The organism is Achromobacter sp. FW305-C-28 (assembly GCF_058783235.1).
This window is the reverse complement of record NZ_JBYSYL010000011.1, coordinates 39577-54707: the sequence shown is the minus strand read 5'-3', so window position 1 is coordinate 54707 and position 15131 is coordinate 39577. Positions and strand designations below refer to the sequence as shown.

Below are 15131 nucleotides of genomic sequence, written 5' to 3'. Positions count from 1 at the left end.
GACACCGCAATGGCCTGCGAAGCATTTCATGAAAATTCGACGAGCCCCTGCGCATACTGCTTGCCATACCGTCCCGCATTCCAGTTTTTCAGAGCCTTATGCACATCCAATTCCGGTCCGAGCCCCTGGGGCAGCAAGTCCTGACCAAAGCGTTTCCCGTGGAAACGGTCTGGCCGACGGCTGCCGCCAACGTGCCCTACGATGCCTGCGTGACTTGCGTCATTCCCTGCCTGAATGAATGCGAGAACCTGCGCGTGCTGCTGCCGTTGCTGCGCAGCCGCCTGGCCGCGCTGTGCAGTGGCTGGGAAATCATCGTGGCCGATGATGGCAGCACGGATGGCACCGAAGCGCTGATGGCCGAATGGACTCAATACGACGGCTTCCGCTACGTGCAGCTGTCGCGCAATTTCGGCAAGGAAGCCGCGCTGAGCGCCGGCCTGGAAAGCGCCACCGGCGACGTGGTCATCTGCATGGATGCCGACATGCAACATCCTCCCGCGCTGATCGAGCAGATGCTGGCCCGCTGGGCCGCTGGCGCTGAAATGGTCTACGCCGTGCGTGAAACCCGTGAGGACGAATCCTGGATCAAGCGCACGGGTGCGCGCTGGTTCTACAAACTGCTCAGCGGCGCCCGTGGCGTGGATGTACCGGCCCATGCCGGCGATTTTCGCCTGATGAATCGCGGCGTGGTCGACGCGTTGAATGCGTTGCCCGAGCGCACGCGTTTCATGAAAGGCCTATATGCCTGGGTGGGCTTCAAGGGCGAAGCGTTGCCCTACACGCCAGAAGAGCGCATGCATGGCAACAGCCGCTTCGGCAGCATGCGCCTGGCGCGGCTGGCGCTGGACGGCCTGACCGCCTTCACCACCTGGCCCTTGCGTCTGGTCAGCCTGGTCGGCGTGCTGTTCGCCGTGCTGTCCATGGCGTACGCCACCTACCTGGTGGTCGAATATCTGGTGTCCGGCAATGAAGTGTCGGGCTGGACCACGATCGTGACGGCAGTGCTGTTCTTTGCCGGCGTCAACCTGATATCGCTGGGCGTGGTTGGGGAATACGTCGCCCGCATCTTCGATGAGGTCAAGGGGCGCCCGCTGTTCGTGGTGCGCCGCCGTCAAGGGCATGCCGCCCGTTCCGACAAGGCCGCACACTGATGAGCACCGATACGCAACGCCCGGCGCGCTCCGAATGGATCCCGCCGGCTGGGTGGTTCCTGCTCGCGATCGGCTTCTGGCTGGCCTTCCTGGCCTGGGTAAGGCCTCTGACGTTGCCCGATGAAGGCCGCTATGCCGGCGTCGCCTGGGACATGCTGCGCAGTGGTTCGCATGCCGTGCCGCTCCTCGATGGCATGCCGTATTTCCACAAGCCGCCCCTGTATTACTGGATGACCGAACTGTCGTTCACCCTGTTCGGCGTACATCCGTGGGCCGCGCGCGTGCCGTCGCTGCTGGCGTCATGGGCGGCCATCGCCGGGCTATACGCTTTCGTGCGCCGCTACCGCGACGCCGCCAGCGCCTCCATGACCGCGCTGCTGCTGGCTACCTTGCCGTTCTTCTATGGCGGTTCGCAGTTCGCCAATCTGGACATGCTCGTCGCCGGCCTGATCACGCTGTGCGTGCTGGCCGCGGCGGATACCGTGCTGCGCGCCGAACGCGGCCAGGCCTATCGCTGGATGTCGCTCGCCGCCGCCGCGTTGGCCGGCCTGGCGGTGTTGGCCAAGGGCCTGATCGGTCTGGTGCTGCCCGGCGCGATCCTGTTCATCTGGCTGGTCTGGGGCCGCCGCTGGCGCGGCCTGGCCGCGCTGGTGTGGCCGCCTGCATTGTTGGTGTTCGCGATCGTCGCCGTGCCGTGGTTCGTGCTGATGCAGATCCGATATCCGGGCTTTTACGACTATTTCTTCGTCTACCAGCACTTCCAGCGTTTCGCTGCAAGCGGCTTCAACAACGCTCAGCCATTCTGGTTCTATCTGCCGGTCGTGGTCGGGCTGGCGCTGCCCTGGTCGTTGTGGGGCGGCGGCATCCTGCGCAAGGCTTTCTGGGCCGACGGCCCGCAGCGCGACCTGCGCCGCCTGGCCCTGATCTGGTTCGTCGTCGTGGTCGGTTTTTTCTCGCTGCCCAGTTCCAAGCTGGTCGGCTATGTGCTGCCTGCGTTGCCGGCGCTGGCATTCCTGCTGGCCGAAGTCATCGTGGCCGCCTGGCGCCAGAAGGGAGATTCCCTGGCGCCCCGACTGGTGCGCATCTGTGTCGGGGTCGGGGCGGGCATCTGCGTGCTGGCCATCGGCATCGCGGCGCATAGCGCCCGTGGCAGCGCCGGTCCGCTGGCCGCCGTGATCCGCCCGCTGGTACAGCCTGGCGATACCTATGTGTCGCTGCATACCTATCCGTTCGACCTGGCGCTGTATGCCCAGGCGCCGCAGCCGTCGTGGGTGGTGGACGATTGGCTCAATCCGGACGTGCCGGTGCGCGACAACTGGCGCAAAGAACTCTACGACGCCGCCAAGTTCGAACCCCAGATTGGCAAGCAGGTACTGATCAGCCACCAGGAATTCGATGCCCGCCTGTGCGCCGCGCCGGAAGGTTCGCGCTACTGGGTCTGGGGCACCAGTTCAGATGGCGGTAGCTACCGGGCGCTGCAAGGCTTGCAGCCGGTGGCGACCAGCGTGAAATACGTGATTTGGCAGGTGGTGGCGGATGCCGCCTTCAAGCAGCGGGCTTGTGGCGGAATGCCCAAAGCCGGCTCGTGATGAAGGTGCCGACCGCCAGGGCGATCAGGATGAGGGCCAGCAAGACGTCGTAGCTCACGGCCGTTACGCGCAGCAACCAGGCGTAAGCGGATTCATTGATGATGAAGCCCACGGCTGAAATGAAGAAGAAACGGCGGACTGCTATGGTCCAGGGTGTGTGGGAATGTCTGAACGTAAGCCGGTAGTGCCCGCTGAAGGAAACCACGAACGCCGCCAGCCAGCCGATCAGGTTGGCCACGAGCGGCGCGGCGCCCAAGCCCTCGACGCAGGCGACGGCGACGCCCCAGTGAGTGGCGGATGCTGCACATCCAACGGCGATGAACAGGCTGATTTGTTGAAGCAGGGCGCGCATGTGGGACGTGTCGAAGAAGAATGGCGGGGTGAAAGCATGAGCAAACGCATAGTGGTCTGCGGTGACGATTTTGGCATGAATGCCGACATCGATGAAGGCATGATTGCGCTGGCCGGCATGGGTCGCCTCAGTGCCGTCAGCTGCCTCGTGCAAGGCCCGACCTTTGCCGCCAACGCGCCGCGTCTGGCAGCCCTGGACATCGACATCGGCCTGCACCTGAACTTCTCCGAATCGCTAGGCCCGGACGATGCCGACGTACCGTCGTTGTCGCGCCTGATCTTGCGCGCCTATGCTCGCCAACTGGATGCGGCGTGGGTCGAGCAACGCCTCGAACGCCAGTTCGACGCGTTTGAAGCTGCATTCGGCGGCGCGCCCGATTACGTCGATGGCCACCAGCATGTACACCAGTTGCCGATCATCCGCGAACGACTGCTGAGCCTGCTCAAGCGCCGTTACGGCGCCAGCATGCCCTGGTTGCGCCAGACCACCCCCGGAGCGCTCTGCGGCATTCCCGCCAAGGAATCCATCAAGGCCCGCATCATCGGTGCGCTGGGCGCGGCCGAACTGGGCCGCCAGGCTCGCAAGGATGGCCTGCGCACCAATCGCCGGCTGCTGGGCGTGTATGGCTTCGAAGGCGGCAAGCGGCGCTATGCGGATCTGCTGCAGAACTGGCTGTTCAACGCCCACGATGGCGATCTGCTGATGTGCCATCCGGCGCTGGACACCCAGGGTGCCAGCGTCATGGCGCGCCAGCGCCGTGCTGAATACGACGTGCTGGCCAGCCCCAAGCTGGGCGAATGGCTCGCTGCCAATGGCGTGCGCATCACGCGCCTGCCGCTGGTGCTGGCCGGCGCTGCCGCACGCACCTCACGCACGCGGCGTCGCCAGGCCGCGCCGGGCTAGGGCGAAGCGTTCATCCCTGCCGCCTGGTGATGACGCCGCCGCCTAGGCCTGCGTCAGATTCTGCAGCAACCACGCACCGGCAGGCCCCAGCGGCCGCCGGGTCGACCAGACCGCATCCACCCGGATCTGCCGCGGCCAGCCCGGCACCGCCAGTTCCACCAGCTGCCCGCGGCCAAAGCGCTGCAGCATCCAGCGCGGCAGCTCGGCCCAGCCGAAGCCCAGGTTGGCCATTTCCAGCAGCATCAGGTAGCCCGGCGCCGACCAGGTCGACTGCGCGGGCGCGGGGTCCTTGTCGTCGAGCTCGTAGGTGCTCAGGCGCAATTCGCGTTCGCTTTTCAAGTGGTCGGCCGTGACGTCCTTGAGCGCGGCCAGCGGATGGCTGCGCCCCACGCACAGCACGATCTCGGACGCATCGCGCAGGCTGGCATGCGCCATGTCCGGCGGATAGCTGTCCTGCGCCGCCATCAGCCCCAGGTGGGCGCGGCCCTGCTGCACCAGCGCCACCACGTCCTCGTATTCCGCGATCAGGCATTCGAAGCGCAGCGCCGGATAGCGCTGGTCGATCTGGCTGAGCATGTTTTCAAAGGTTTCGGACTGAAACGTGTCCGACAGCACCACGGTCAGGCGCGGTTCCAGCCCGGCCGATAGCTGGCTGGCGCTGCGGTTCAGGCGGTCGTTCGCGGCCAGCACCTGCAAGGCCTGGGTCAAGAGCACCTGGCCGGCCTCGGTCAGCGCCGGTTGGCGCTGGCTGCGATCGAACAGGGTCACGTTCAGGTCGACTTCCAGATTGGCGATGGTTTCGCTGACGGTGGACTGGCTTTTGCCCAGCTTGCGGGCCGCGGCGGAAAACGTGCCTTCGGCGGCGACCTGGGCGAAGGTGGCCAGGGATTCCAGGGAGTGGCGCATAAAGGGGTGTTTATATCGGTTTTTCCGATGGATATTATCTTTATCGTACCGGAAATATCGTCGAAAATCGCCCCGTTACTCAAGCAACCGACCTCAGGTGGGTCATGACGCAAGCCAAGAAAACCCTCAAAGAACGCTTTTTCCACGCCTTCCTGTTCGAAATCCTCGCCATCGGCCTGTGCGCGCCCATCGCCGCCTGGGCCATGGGCAAGTCACTGTTCGAAATGGGCGTGCTGACCGCCGTGATCGCCTGGATCGCGCTGGTCTGGAACATGATCTACAACGCTGCGTTCGACCGCCTGGAAAACCGCCTGGGCATCACCCGCAACCTGCGGGTGCGGGTGGTGCATGCGTTCGGCTTCGAGCTGGGGCTGATCCTGATCGTCATCCCGCTGGCGGCCTGGTGGCTGCAGATCAGCCTGTGGCAGGCGTTCGTGCTGGACATCGCCCTGGTGCTGTTCTACCTGCCCTATGCGTTCTTCTACAACCTGGGCTACGACCGGGCCCGCCCGCGCGTCATGGCCTGGCTGACGCGTGGCGCCACCGACGCGGCCACCCCCGCCGCTGCTACGCGTCAATGACCTTGCGCGTGAACATCTCCAGGTAGTCCATCAGCGAATCGGCGCCGCGGATGGCCGCGGCGGCATCGCCCGTGGCGATGCCCTCGGCCATGGCCATGTGGCGCCGCGCGCCTTCCGTAATGTCGCCTTCGTGCTGGTAGGCATACCAGAAGCGGCGGCACTGGATGATCAGCGGTTCCACCGCATTCACCGCCGACACATTGCGACAGGCGTTGTGGCAGACGTGGTCCAGAGATTGGTCGGCCTGCATGTAGTCATCCAGGTTGCCGCCTTCGGCCGCACGGATCATCTGGGCCGCGCATTCCACGATCTGGCTGCGCTGCGCCGGCGTGGCGCGGCGCGCGGCGCTGGCCGCGATCAGCTGTTCCAGCGCCCGGCGGGTCTGGATCAGGTCCATGTGGTCCGCCAGCTGGATCATCGACACCCGCAGCCCGCGGCGGGGTTCCTGGCGGATCAGCCCGGCCGCCACCATGCGTAGCAGCGCTTCGCGCAGCGGGGTGCGGCCCAGGCCGGTTTTCTCCACCAGATCCGCTTCCACGACCGCGCTGCCGGGTTGCAATTGCAGCGTGGCGATCATGCTTTCGATCTGGTCGTAGGCGACGTCGGCGGCGCGCCGTTTGGGTTCTGCTCCGGCCATCAATTATTGTTTTCCTTCGTTTTGCGCCACTGCGTGCAGGCCAGCCATTCGCCGACGAACCCGCGCCGGAAGAACGACACGCACAACACGAAAATCAACCCGATGACGATGGTGACGACATCGCCCAGGGTGGCAAGGTAGTTCTGCAGGCTGACCACCAGGGTGGCGCCCACCACGGGGCCCCACACGGTGCCGATGCCGCCCAGCAGCGTCATCAGCAGCACCTCGGTGGAGGTGGCCAGCGACACGTCGTTCAGCGCCACCAATTGCAGCACCAGCGCCTTGAGCGAGCCGGCCAGGCCGGCGACCGAGGCGGACAGCACGAAAGCCAGCAGCTTGCACCGATCCGTATCGTACCCCAGTGAAATCGCCCGCGGCGCGTTGTCGCGGATGGTCTTGAGCACCTGTCCGAAGGGCGAATGGATCACCCGATACACGAACAGGAATCCCAGCACGAAGACCCCCAGCGCGAAGTAGTACATATGGGTGTCCGAGCTCAGGTCCACCAGCCCCAGGAACTTGCCGCGCGGGATGCCCTGCATGCCGTCCTCGCCGCGCGTCCATTTCACCTGCACGGCCATGAAGTACGCCACTTGCGACAGCGCCAGCGTGATCATCGCGAAATAGATGCCGGTGCGGCGGATGGCCAGCCAGCCGATCGCATAGCCGATGGCAGCGGCCATGGCCACGCCGCACAGCATGGCGATTTCGGGCGGCAGGCCGGCCGCGCCGTACAGGATCATCATCTGGCCGGCGGCGTAGCCTGCCCAGCCGAAGAACGCGGCATGGCCGAACGACACCAGGCCGGTGAAGCCGGTCAACAGGTTGAAGGCCAGCGCAAACAGCGCGAAGCACAGCACCTTCATGACGAACACGGGGTAGACGACCTGCGGAAAGAACGGCACCAGCAGGGCCGGCGCCAGCAGCAGGGCCAGGATACGGATCGAAAGCGGGAAGCGGGACACCTTATTTCTCCTTGCCGAACAGGCCCGCGGGGCGCATCAGCAGCACCACCGCCATCACGATGAACACGACCACGGTGGACGCTTCGGGGTAGAACACCTTGGCCAGCCCTTCCAGCAGGCCCAGCGCCAGGCCGGTGACGATGGCGCCCATGATCGAACCCAGGCCGCCGATCACCACCACCGCGAACACGATGTTCAAGAGGTTGGACCCCATCAGCGGATTGATCTGCATCACCGGCGCGGCCAGCACGCCGGCCACGCCGGCCAGCGCCACGCCAAAGCCATAGGTCAGGGTGATCATCACCGGCACATTCACGCCAAAGGCCTGCAGCAGCCGGGCGTTTTCGGTGCCGGCCCGCAGCAGCGCGCCCAGCCGGGTGCGTTCGAACAGGTACCAGGTCACCAGGCACAGCGACAGCGACGCCACCACCACGAAGGCGCGGTACACCGGCAGGAACATGAAGCCCAGGTCGAAACCGCCTTGCAGGATCTCGGGCGGCTCGTAGCCCACGCCCGAAATGCCGTAGAAGTAGCGAAAGCCGCCCTCCATCATCAGCGCGATGCCGAAGGTCAGCAGCAGCCCGTACAGGTGGTCCAGGTGGTAGAGCCGCTTGAGCAGCGTCTTCTCGATCACCACGCCGACCGCGCCGACGATCAGCGGCGCCAGCACCAGCGCGGCCCAGAAATTGACCTGGACGCCGGGACCCAGCAACTGCGGCAGTTGGGTAAAGCCGATCCACGCCAGGAAGGCCGCCATCATGAACTGGGCGCCGTGGGTGAAATTGACGATGTTGAGCAGGCCGAAAATGATGGCCAGCCCCATGCTGAGAATGGCGTAGAAGCAGCCGTTGATCAGCCCCACCAGCAGTTGGGCGAGCAGGGCGGGAAGCGATATGTCGAACATAGTGGGCGGCAGGCGGACACGCGGACGCGTCGGTTTCCAGGAAGGCGCGCAGACGGCGCGCGCCTCGTGCAGGTCGAACCGGCGCCGGGCGTGGCCGCCCGGCGCCGGCCACGCATTACGACTTGTTCAACGGGCAGGCGGCCTGCGGCTTGGGGAACACCTCGTCGCCCTTGAGCACCGATTTCACGTGGTAGTAGTCCCACGGCGCCTTGGATTCGGCCGGCGCCTTCACCTGCAACAGCAGCATGTCGTGCACCAGCGCGCCGTCGGCGCGCAGCTTGCCGTTGCGGATCACGGCATCGTTGATGGTCATCTCGCGCAGCTTGGCCATCACGGTCGGGGCGTCGTCGGTGCCGGCCGCTTCCACCGCCTTCAGGTAGGACAGCGTGGCCGAATACACGCCCGCCTGCGAAGCGGTGGGCATCTTCTTGGCCTTGTCGAAGAACTTGCGGGCCCAGGCGCGCGAGGCGTCGTCGAAGTCCCAGTAGAACGCCTCGGTCAGGTACATGCCCTGCGCCTTGGCCAGGCCCATGCTGTGCACGTCCGAGATATAGGTCAGCAGCGGCGCCACGATCTGCTTCTTGGTGATGCCGAATTCGTTGGCCTGCTTGACTGCGTTGACGGTGTCGTTGCCGGCGTTGGCCAGCGCGATCACGTCGGCCTTGGATGCCTGCGCCTTCAGCAGGAACGACGAGAAGTCGTTGCCGGGGAAGGGGTGGCGCGACACGCCGACCACGCTGCCGCCGTTTTCCTGGATCACTTCCGTGGCGTCCTTTTCGAGCGAGTGGCCGAAGGTGTAGTCGGCGGTGATGAAGTACCAGGTCTTCTTGCCTTCCTTGACCAGTGCGCGCGCCGTGCCCGCCGCCAGGGCGTAGGTGTTGGTGGTCCATTGCGCGTTCAGCGGCGAACATTTCTCGCCCAGGATGGCCGTGGACAGGCCGGCCGACGGCATCGTCACGCGATTCTTCTGCCGGGCGATTTCCATCACGGCCAGCGCGGTCGACGCGGTGGGGAAGTCGGTGATCATGTCGACCTTGCCCTGGTCGAACCATTCGCGCGCCAGGTTGGCCGCGACGTCGGGCTTGTTCTGGTGGTCGGCAGCCACTACTTCCACGGGCTTGCCCAACACCTTGTTGCCCATTTCCTCGGCCGCCATGCGGGCTGCGATCACGGAGCCGTTGCCGGCCAGATCGGAATACACGCCCGACAGGTCGGTCAGTACGCCGACCTTGACGACGTCATCGCTGATGCCGCCCTGGGCGTGGGCCACGCCTGCCAGGCCAAGCGTGCACAACGCTGCTGCGATTCGATTCAATTTCATCTGACTACGCTCCGGATAGGAATGGGGGGAACTGCGGTCGGAAAACCACGGGAAACTGCAACGACGGGGAACTGCGCGAACTGTCAGATGCCGAGCAGCGCGTTCAGCCGGTCTTGCGACTGCTGCACTTCGGCGCGGTCGATCACGGCGGCCACCTGGCCGTGCTCGATGACGTAATGGCGATCGGCCAGGTGCTGTGCGAAGCGGAAGTTCTGCTCGACCAGCACGGTGGTGTAGCCACGCTCTTTCAATTGCCGGATCACCCGGCCCAAGGCCTGCACGATCACGGGGGCCAGGCCCTCGGTGATTTCATCGAGCAGCAGCAGCCGTGCGCCGGTGCGCAGGATGCGCGCCATCGCCAGCATCTGCTGCTCGCCGCCGGAAAGCCGCGTGCCGGGGCTGTGGGCGCGCTCTTTCAGGTTGGGGAACATGGCGTAGATCTCATCGATCGACATGCCGCCCGGCCCCACCGAGGGCAGCAGCATCAGGTTTTCTTCGGCGGTCAGCGATGCATAGATGCCGCGCTCTTCCGGGCAGTAGCCGATGCCCTTGCGGGCGATCTTGTGCGGCGGCAGGGCGATGGTTTCCTGTCCCATCACCTTGATCGAGCCGCTGCGGCGTCCGACCAGTCCCAGCACCGACTTCAGGGTCGAACTGCGGCCGGCGCCGTTGCGGCCCAGCAGCGTCACGCATTCGCCCGCCCGCACGTCCAGGTCGATGCCGTGCAGGATGTGCGACTCGCCGTACCAGGCGTGCAGGTTGCGGATTTCCAGCATGGCCTGCGAGGTCGCGGCGCGCTGCGGGGCAGTGTCGATCGCCAGGGTCTCATTCATCTTCCGCTCCCATGTAGGCTTCGCGCACGGCCGGGTTGGCCGCGACCTCGGCGTACGGCCCTTCGGCCAGGATTTCGCCGCGCTGCAGGACGGTGATGGCATCGCAGATGTCGGCCACCACCTTCATGTTGTGTTCCACCATCAGGATGCTGCGGCCGGCGGACACCTGCTTGATCAGGTGCTTCACGCGGTCCACGTCTTCGTGGCCCATGCCTTGCGTGGGCTCGTCCAGCAACAGCAGTTCGGGTTCCAGCGCCAGCGTGGTGGCGATTTCCAACGTGCGTTTGCGGCCGTACGGCAGATCGCCGGCCGCCACGTCCAGCTGGCCCCGCAGGCCGACCTGGTCCAGCAATTCGTCCACGCGCTGGTGCAGCCGTTCCAGCGTGCTTTCCGAGCGCCAGAAGCAGTAGTCCACGCCCAGCTTGCGTTGCAGCGCCACGCGCACGTTCTCGCGCACCGACAACTGCGGGAACACGGCGGAAATCTGGAACGAACGCACGATGCCGCGGCGCGCGGTCTGCGCCGGCCGTTCGGCGGTGATGTCCACGCCGTCGTAGACGATCTCGCCGCGCGTGGGAATATGGAATTTGGTGAGCAGGTTGAAGACCGTGGTCTTGCCGGCCCCGTTCGGCCCGATCAGCGCATGGATCGCCCCGCGCCTGACGCTCAGGTTGACGTCGTTGACCGCCACGAAGCCTCGGAATTCCTTGGTAAGGCCCCGGGTCTGAAGGATGATGTCGCTTTGCATGGTGTCCGAGAGGCTGCGGGAAGACCGCGCGGCCTTTGGGGGCCGCGCCTGTTCTTCGTCCGGGGCGGGTGGCTTACTTCGACTGGTATTGGCGCGGCCGCTTGGCCAGCTGCGCCTCGATGATGGCGGTGCAGCGCTCGCGTTCGGCGCCCACCAGCGGCAGGCGCGGGCGGCGGACGTGTTCGTTGCCCACGCCGGCCAGCGTCTCGGCCAGCTTGATGTTCTGCACCAACTTGGTCGAGACATCCAGGTGCAGGAGCGGCGTGAACCACTGGTACAGCGCCAGCGCTTCCTGCCACTTGCCGGCCTTCATCAGGTCATACAGCGCCACGGTTTCGCGCGGGAAGGCGGTCACCAGGCCGGCCAGCAGGCCGTCGGCGCCCAGCGCCAGGGCTTCGAACGACAGGTCGTCCACGCCGATGAACAGCTGGTAGCGGTCGCCCAGCGTATTGCGCAGGTCGGTCACGCGGCGGATGTCGTCGCTGCTTTCCTTGATGGCCACCAGCCACTTGCAATCGGCCAGCTCGGCCATGTGTTCCGGCTTCAAGTCCACCCGGTAGGCCACCGGGTTGTTGTAGATCATGCAAGGCTTGGCGGCGGCTTCGGCCATCGTGCGGATGCTCTGCATCGCTTCGCGCGAATCGGCCACGTAGATCAGCGACGGCATCAGCATGAAGCCGTCCACGCCCAGCGCCACGGCTTCCTTGATGAAGCGCAGCGCTTCGCGGGTGCTGGTCTCGGACACATTGGCCAGCACCGGAACGCGGCCGGCGCTGACTTCCACGGCGCAACGCGTCACGGCCAGCTTTTCTTCCAGCGTCAGGGTGCTGGCTTCACCCAGCGAACCGCAGGTGACAAGGCCATGTACGCCGTTGTCGATCAGGAAGCCGAAATGCTTGCGCATGGCTTCGAAGTCGAGGGTTTCGTCGGCATGGAACTTACTGGTTACGGCAGGAAAGACGCCCTGCCAACGCACGTTACTCAACTTGGTTCTCCTCGTAAGGCCTGCGCCGCGAGGGGGGGAGCGGCGGGCAGGAGAAAGTCTAATATCGGTTAAATATATTTAGAAGATATTTTGATGTGGGAGTTTCCCCAGAGCGGGTTTTCCCCGGGGCAGGCGACAGAAGGGAACGCGTCGGCAGGGCGGCGCCTGCCATCCAGAGGGGGGGCCGGTCAGCCCGACTTGCGCTGGAACGCCCGGCTGGCGTCCTGCATGAAGGTCTTCACGGCCTGCTCGTATTGCGCGCCGCTGCGGAATGCGCCCGAGTGGGTGGCGCCTTCGATCTTGACCAGCCGCTTCAGGTCCGGCGATACGTTGCGGGCGGCGGCATACAGCTCGTCGCTCATGGTGTGCGGCACCACGCGGTCGGCGGTGCCATGCATGAACAGCATGGGCGTGTGCAGGGCGGCCAGCTTGTCGACCGAGTCGAACGGCTGCGTGACCAGGAGGCCCGCGCCGGGCACCCGGCCCCACTTCATGGTCGCCAGCATGGCGCCGATGCTGGTGAAGCTGGATTCGACGATCAGGCCGGCGAAGTCGGGCTGTTCCGGCCGCGCGGCCAGGTCGATGGCGATGGCGCCGCCCAGACTGTGACCGTAGACGAAGCGGCGGGACGCGTCCGGCTGCAGCCGCGCCAGTTCCTTCAGCCCGGCCATGGCGTCTTCCAATGCACTGGCCTCGGACGGCAGGCGCGGCGTCGACGCGCCGAAGCCGCGGTAGTCGATCGCCAGCACCGAATAGCCCATGCGGGTCCAGCCGTCGATGCGAAAGGCGCTGCCGTTCAGGTTCCAGCGCGCGCCATGCAGATACAGCACGGTGGGTGCATTGGCCTGCGGGCTTTGCCAGTACCAAGCGCGCACCTTGTCGCCATTGGCCAGCGCCAGGTCATACACCTGGGTGCCCGTGGCAGGCTCGCGCCACCAGGTCTGGGGTTCGGCTTGCGGCGAAAAAATGGTCTGCCGCTGCCAGGAATCCAGCTGCGAGCAGCCAACCACGCCGGCGGCGGTCAGCAGGGCGGCGCCGAACAGGCGGCGGAAAGTGAATCGGGGCAGGGCAGGCATGGAGAATATGACTCGCGCGAACGGATGCGGTTCCGCCGGCAGCTTACAACGCGGCCCGGCGGCCGATCGCATCAAGCCGTATCCGGATGCATCTCCCGGGCCAGCGCCAGCCAGGCTTGCGCGGCCTGCGACAGGTAGCCGCCGCGGCGCCACACCAGGCCCATCTCCCATTCCGTGCGGGCATCGCTCAGCGGCACCTGCGCCACGCCCGCGCAGCGTTCCTCGTCGGCCTTGATGCGCGGCAGGAAGGCCACGCCCAGGCCCGCCGTCACCAGCGCCACGATGAAATCGATCTGTCCGCTGCGGGCCGCGACGGCGGGCGCAAAACCCGCCCGCAGGCAGGCGTCCTGGATGATGCGGTTCAGCGCAAAGCCGCTTTCGAACAGGATGAAAGGCGAATCCCGCAGGTCGGCCAGGCTGACGGATGCCGCATTGGCGCAGGGGTGGTCGGCGGGCAGCAGCGCGATCAGCGGCTCGCGCGCCACCGGCTGCCATTCGAAGTTGGCGGACTCTGGCCGCAGCGAGGCGGCCAGCTCGATGTCGCCGGCCATGACCATCTCTTCCAGCCGATGGCCGCCATGTTCCAGCAGGCTGATCTCGATGCGCGGATAGCGGCTGCGAAAGCGCGCAAACATCGGCGCGAACAGTGCGTTGCTGCCCAGCGGCGGCAGGCCCAGGCGCAGCGAGCCACGCGCCAGGCCGCGCAATTCGTCCAGTTCGGCGTACAGATCGTCGCGTTCGGCCAACATCTTCACGGCGCGGCGGTAGACGATGTCGCCTGCCTCGGTCAGCCGCGGCGGCTGGGCCTGGCGGTCCAACAGGGGCATGCCGATTTCGTCTTCCAGCTGGCGCACGGCCTTGCTGACCGTGGGCTGGGTGGCGAACACCGTCTTGGCCGCCTGGGAAAAACCGCCCTGGCGAACCACCTCCACCAGCGCGCGCAAGGTACGCAGATCCATGGATATTCCTATATGGAATAGGGTGAATTCAACAAATTCATTTTATCTATGGCGTGCGCAGGCGTAAAACGTTTCCATCCGCTGGAATCGCCCCATGTCACCGCTGCTCTTGCTTCCTACCCGCACCGCCGTCCGATTGCGCAGCCTGCTGCGCCGCAGCCGCGTGCTGCAGATCACCCTGCTCATCCTGTTCTCGCTGCTGGGCCAGGCGCTGGCCAATGCCGCCGGCCTGCCGGTGCCGGGCGGCGTGATTGGCATGGCGCTGGTGCTGGCGCTGCTCGCCAGCGGCCTCCTGCGCGTGCGCAACGTGCATCGCGGCGCCAACTGGCTGCTGGGCGAGATGCTGCTGTTCTTCGTTCCCGCGGTGATGTCGCTGCTGGATCACCGTGAATTCCTGGGCGTGCTGGGCCTGAAACTGCTGGTGGTCATCCTGGTGGGCACCGCGCTGGTCATGGCCGGCACCGCGCTCACGATCGATCTTTGCTACCGCTGGATGAACCGCCATGCGGGCTGATTTCAATCTGCTGTTCTGGCCGCTGGCGACCGTGCTGGCCTACGTCTGCGCGCGGCTGTTCTATCGCCGCTACGCCTACTGGTGGACGTCCACGCTGGTGGTGGCGCCGGCCTTGCTGCTGGTCCTGGCCCTGGCGCTGCACACCGGCTATCGCGACTATATGTCCGGCTCGCATTGGCTGATGATGATGCTGGGCCCGGTCATCGTGGCCTTCGCGCTGCCGCTGTACGAGCAACGCGCGCTGATCCGCCGTTACTGGCCGGTGCTGGTGGCCGGCGTGGCGGTGGGCAGCCTCATCGCGGGCGCCAGCGCCTGGCTGTTGGGCAGCCTGCTTGATCTGCCGCCCGACCTGCGCCTGAGCCTGTTGCCGCGGTCGGTGGCCACGCCGTTCGCCATCGCGGTATCGGCGCATGTCGGCGGCGTGCCGGACCTGACCGCGGTATTCGTGATTGTCACGGGGGTGTTCGGCGCAGCCATCGGCCAGTTGATGCGCGGCTGGCTGCCCTTGCGTTCGGCGCTGGCGCGCGGCGCGCTGTTCGGCATGGGCGCCCACGGCGCCGGCACTGCCAAGGCCCGCGAACTGGCGGCCGAAGAAGGCGCCGTGGCCGGCCTGGTCATGGTGATGGCGGGCTTGTTCAACGTGCTGGTCACGCCCGCCGTGGTGGCGGGCCTGCTGGCCTAGGCGCAGTGCCGGATCGGGTTGGCCG

The 15131-nt window shown here is 66.0% G+C and carries 17 protein-coding genes; 6 read left to right on the top strand and 11 right to left on the bottom strand.

Features of this window, described 5'->3' with window-relative positions:
• The first annotated feature begins 98 nt into the window (after window positions 1–98).
• Together AC3WMR_RS23905 and AC3WMR_RS23900 are read left to right on the top strand one after the other, a co-directional pair.
• Window positions 99–1151 (top strand): glycosyltransferase family 2 protein, encoded by a 1053-nt coding sequence (locus tag AC3WMR_RS23905; RefSeq protein ID WP_492265810.1) that lies wholly within the window; start codon window positions 99–101, stop codon window positions 1149–1151.
• Window positions 1151–2740: an ArnT family glycosyltransferase gene (locus AC3WMR_RS23900; RefSeq protein WP_492265811.1), complete on the top strand. Its 1590-nt coding sequence runs from the start codon at window positions 1151–1153 to the stop codon at window positions 2738–2740. Before AC3WMR_RS23905 ends, AC3WMR_RS23900 begins: the two co-directional genes overlap by 1 nt.
• Here the strand turns inward: AC3WMR_RS23900 and AC3WMR_RS23895 are convergent.
• Complete coding sequence (locus AC3WMR_RS23895; protein ID WP_492265812.1) at window positions 2697–3092, bottom strand: GtrA family protein; 396 nt, start codon at window positions 3090–3092, stop codon at window positions 2697–2699. The genes AC3WMR_RS23900 and AC3WMR_RS23895 overlap by 44 nt on opposite strands.
• Window positions 3093–3128: 36 nt before the next feature.
• Between AC3WMR_RS23895 and AC3WMR_RS23890 the strand changes: the two genes are divergently transcribed.
• Window positions 3129–3995 carry a ChbG/HpnK family deacetylase gene (locus tag AC3WMR_RS23890; protein WP_492265813.1) on the top strand — a complete coding sequence of 289 codons (867 nt, stop codon included), beginning with the start codon at window positions 3129–3131 and terminating at the stop codon, window positions 3993–3995.
• A 42-nt stretch (window positions 3996–4037) separates the two neighbouring features.
• Here the strand turns inward: AC3WMR_RS23890 and AC3WMR_RS23885 are convergent, their stop codons facing one another.
• Window positions 4038–4901 carry a LysR family transcriptional regulator gene (locus AC3WMR_RS23885; protein ID WP_492265814.1) on the bottom strand — a complete coding sequence of 288 codons (864 nt, stop codon included), beginning with the start codon at window positions 4899–4901 and terminating at the stop codon, window positions 4038–4040.
• Window positions 4902–5005: 104 nt separating this feature from the next.
• Here AC3WMR_RS23885 and AC3WMR_RS23880 point away from each other — a divergent pair, with 104 nt between their 5' ends.
• Window positions 5006–5482 (top strand): multidrug/biocide efflux PACE transporter, encoded by a 477-nt coding sequence (locus AC3WMR_RS23880; protein WP_492265815.1) that lies wholly within the window; start codon window positions 5006–5008, stop codon window positions 5480–5482.
• Here AC3WMR_RS23880 and AC3WMR_RS23875 read toward each other — a convergent pair.
• The 9 genes from AC3WMR_RS23875 to AC3WMR_RS23835 all read right to left on the bottom strand — a co-directional run bounded on the left by AC3WMR_RS23875 (window position 5469) and on the right by AC3WMR_RS23835 (window position 13910).
• Entirely contained in the window at window positions 5469–6119 is a 651-nt protein-coding gene (locus tag AC3WMR_RS23875) for a GntR family transcriptional regulator (RefSeq protein ID WP_025137502.1), read from the bottom strand. The two genes, AC3WMR_RS23880 and AC3WMR_RS23875, sit on opposite strands and share 14 nt — an antisense overlap.
• Window positions 6119–7084, bottom strand: a complete 966-nt coding sequence (locus tag AC3WMR_RS23870) for a branched-chain amino acid ABC transporter permease (RefSeq protein ID WP_492265816.1) — start codon at window positions 7082–7084, stop codon at window positions 6119–6121. Before AC3WMR_RS23870 ends, AC3WMR_RS23875 begins: the two co-directional genes overlap by 1 nt.
• A gap of 1 nt (window position 7085) precedes the next feature.
• Window positions 7086–7988 (bottom strand): branched-chain amino acid ABC transporter permease, encoded by a 903-nt coding sequence (locus AC3WMR_RS23865; protein ID WP_492265817.1) that lies wholly within the window; start codon window positions 7986–7988, stop codon window positions 7086–7088.
• Between the two features lie 115 nt (window positions 7989–8103).
• The gene (locus AC3WMR_RS23860; protein ID WP_492265818.1) at window positions 8104–9309 is read right to left on the bottom strand and encodes an ABC transporter substrate-binding protein; all 1206 of its coding nucleotides are present in this window, start codon (window positions 9307–9309) and stop codon (window positions 8104–8106) included.
• Between the two features lie 83 nt (window positions 9310–9392).
• Entirely contained in the window at window positions 9393–10142 is a 750-nt protein-coding gene (locus AC3WMR_RS23855) for an ABC transporter ATP-binding protein (RefSeq protein WP_492265819.1), read from the bottom strand.
• Window positions 10135–10890, bottom strand: coding sequence for an ABC transporter ATP-binding protein (locus AC3WMR_RS23850; protein WP_025137497.1), 756 nt, complete (start codon window positions 10888–10890; stop codon window positions 10135–10137). Before AC3WMR_RS23850 ends, AC3WMR_RS23855 begins: the two co-directional genes overlap by 8 nt.
• Window positions 10891–10963: 73 nt before the next feature.
• Window positions 10964–11875: a dihydrodipicolinate synthase family protein gene (locus AC3WMR_RS23845; protein ID WP_492265820.1), complete on the bottom strand. Its 912-nt coding sequence runs from the start codon at window positions 11873–11875 to the stop codon at window positions 10964–10966.
• 188 nt (window positions 11876–12063) lie between these two features.
• Window positions 12064–12951 carry an alpha/beta hydrolase gene (locus tag AC3WMR_RS23840; RefSeq protein ID WP_492265821.1) on the bottom strand — a complete coding sequence of 296 codons (888 nt, stop codon included), beginning with the start codon at window positions 12949–12951 and terminating at the stop codon, window positions 12064–12066.
• 71 nt (window positions 12952–13022) lie between these two features.
• Window positions 13023–13910, bottom strand: coding sequence for a LysR family transcriptional regulator (locus AC3WMR_RS23835; RefSeq protein ID WP_492265822.1), 888 nt, complete (start codon window positions 13908–13910; stop codon window positions 13023–13025).
• Between the two features lie 94 nt (window positions 13911–14004).
• Between AC3WMR_RS23835 and AC3WMR_RS23830 the strand changes: the two genes are divergently transcribed.
• Together AC3WMR_RS23830 and AC3WMR_RS23825 are read left to right on the top strand one after the other, a co-directional pair.
• Window positions 14005–14424 (top strand): CidA/LrgA family protein, encoded by a 420-nt coding sequence (locus AC3WMR_RS23830; RefSeq protein WP_492265823.1) that lies wholly within the window; start codon window positions 14005–14007, stop codon window positions 14422–14424.
• Window positions 14414–15106: an LrgB family protein gene (locus tag AC3WMR_RS23825; RefSeq protein WP_175219214.1), complete on the top strand. Its 693-nt coding sequence runs from the start codon at window positions 14414–14416 to the stop codon at window positions 15104–15106. The genes AC3WMR_RS23830 and AC3WMR_RS23825 overlap by 11 nt, the downstream gene beginning before the upstream one ends.
• The last annotated feature ends 25 nt before the right edge of the window (window positions 15107–15131 follow it).

Bases quoted from the DNA above. Each gene is read 5' to 3' on its own strand.
- AC3WMR_RS23905 (WP_492265810.1), top strand. From the start codon at position 99: ATGCACATCCAATTCCGGTCCGAGCCCCTGGGGCAGCAAGTCCTGACC.
- AC3WMR_RS23900 (WP_492265811.1), top strand. From the start codon at position 1,151: ATGAGCACCGATACGCAACGCCCGGCGCGCTCCGAATGGATCCCGCCG.
- AC3WMR_RS23895 (WP_492265812.1), bottom strand. From the start codon at position 3,092: ATGCGCGCCCTGCTTCAACAAATCAGCCTGTTCATCGCCGTTGGATGT.
- AC3WMR_RS23890 (WP_492265813.1), top strand. From the start codon at position 3,129: ATGAGCAAACGCATAGTGGTCTGCGGTGACGATTTTGGCATGAATGCC.
- AC3WMR_RS23885 (WP_492265814.1), bottom strand. From the start codon at position 4,901: ATGCGCCACTCCCTGGAATCCCTGGCCACCTTCGCCCAGGTCGCCGCC.
- AC3WMR_RS23880 (WP_492265815.1), top strand. From the start codon at position 5,006: ATGACGCAAGCCAAGAAAACCCTCAAAGAACGCTTTTTCCACGCCTTC.
- AC3WMR_RS23875 (WP_025137502.1), bottom strand. From the start codon at position 6,119: ATGGCCGGAGCAGAACCCAAACGGCGCGCCGCCGACGTCGCCTACGAC.
- AC3WMR_RS23865 (WP_492265817.1), bottom strand. From the start codon at position 7,988: ATGTTCGACATATCGCTTCCCGCCCTGCTCGCCCAACTGCTGGTGGGG.
- AC3WMR_RS23860 (WP_492265818.1), bottom strand. From the start codon at position 9,309: ATGAAATTGAATCGAATCGCAGCAGCGTTGTGCACGCTTGGCCTGGCA.
- AC3WMR_RS23855 (WP_492265819.1), bottom strand. From the start codon at position 10,142: ATGAATGAGACCCTGGCGATCGACACTGCCCCGCAGCGCGCCGCGACC.
- AC3WMR_RS23850 (WP_025137497.1), bottom strand. From the start codon at position 10,890: ATGCAAAGCGACATCATCCTTCAGACCCGGGGCCTTACCAAGGAATTC.
- AC3WMR_RS23840 (WP_492265821.1), bottom strand. From the start codon at position 12,951: ATGCCTGCCCTGCCCCGATTCACTTTCCGCCGCCTGTTCGGCGCCGCC.
- AC3WMR_RS23835 (WP_492265822.1), bottom strand. From the start codon at position 13,910: ATGGATCTGCGTACCTTGCGCGCGCTGGTGGAGGTGGTTCGCCAGGGC.
- AC3WMR_RS23830 (WP_492265823.1), top strand. From the start codon at position 14,005: ATGTCACCGCTGCTCTTGCTTCCTACCCGCACCGCCGTCCGATTGCGC.
- AC3WMR_RS23825 (WP_175219214.1), top strand. From the start codon at position 14,414: ATGCGGGCTGATTTCAATCTGCTGTTCTGGCCGCTGGCGACCGTGCTG.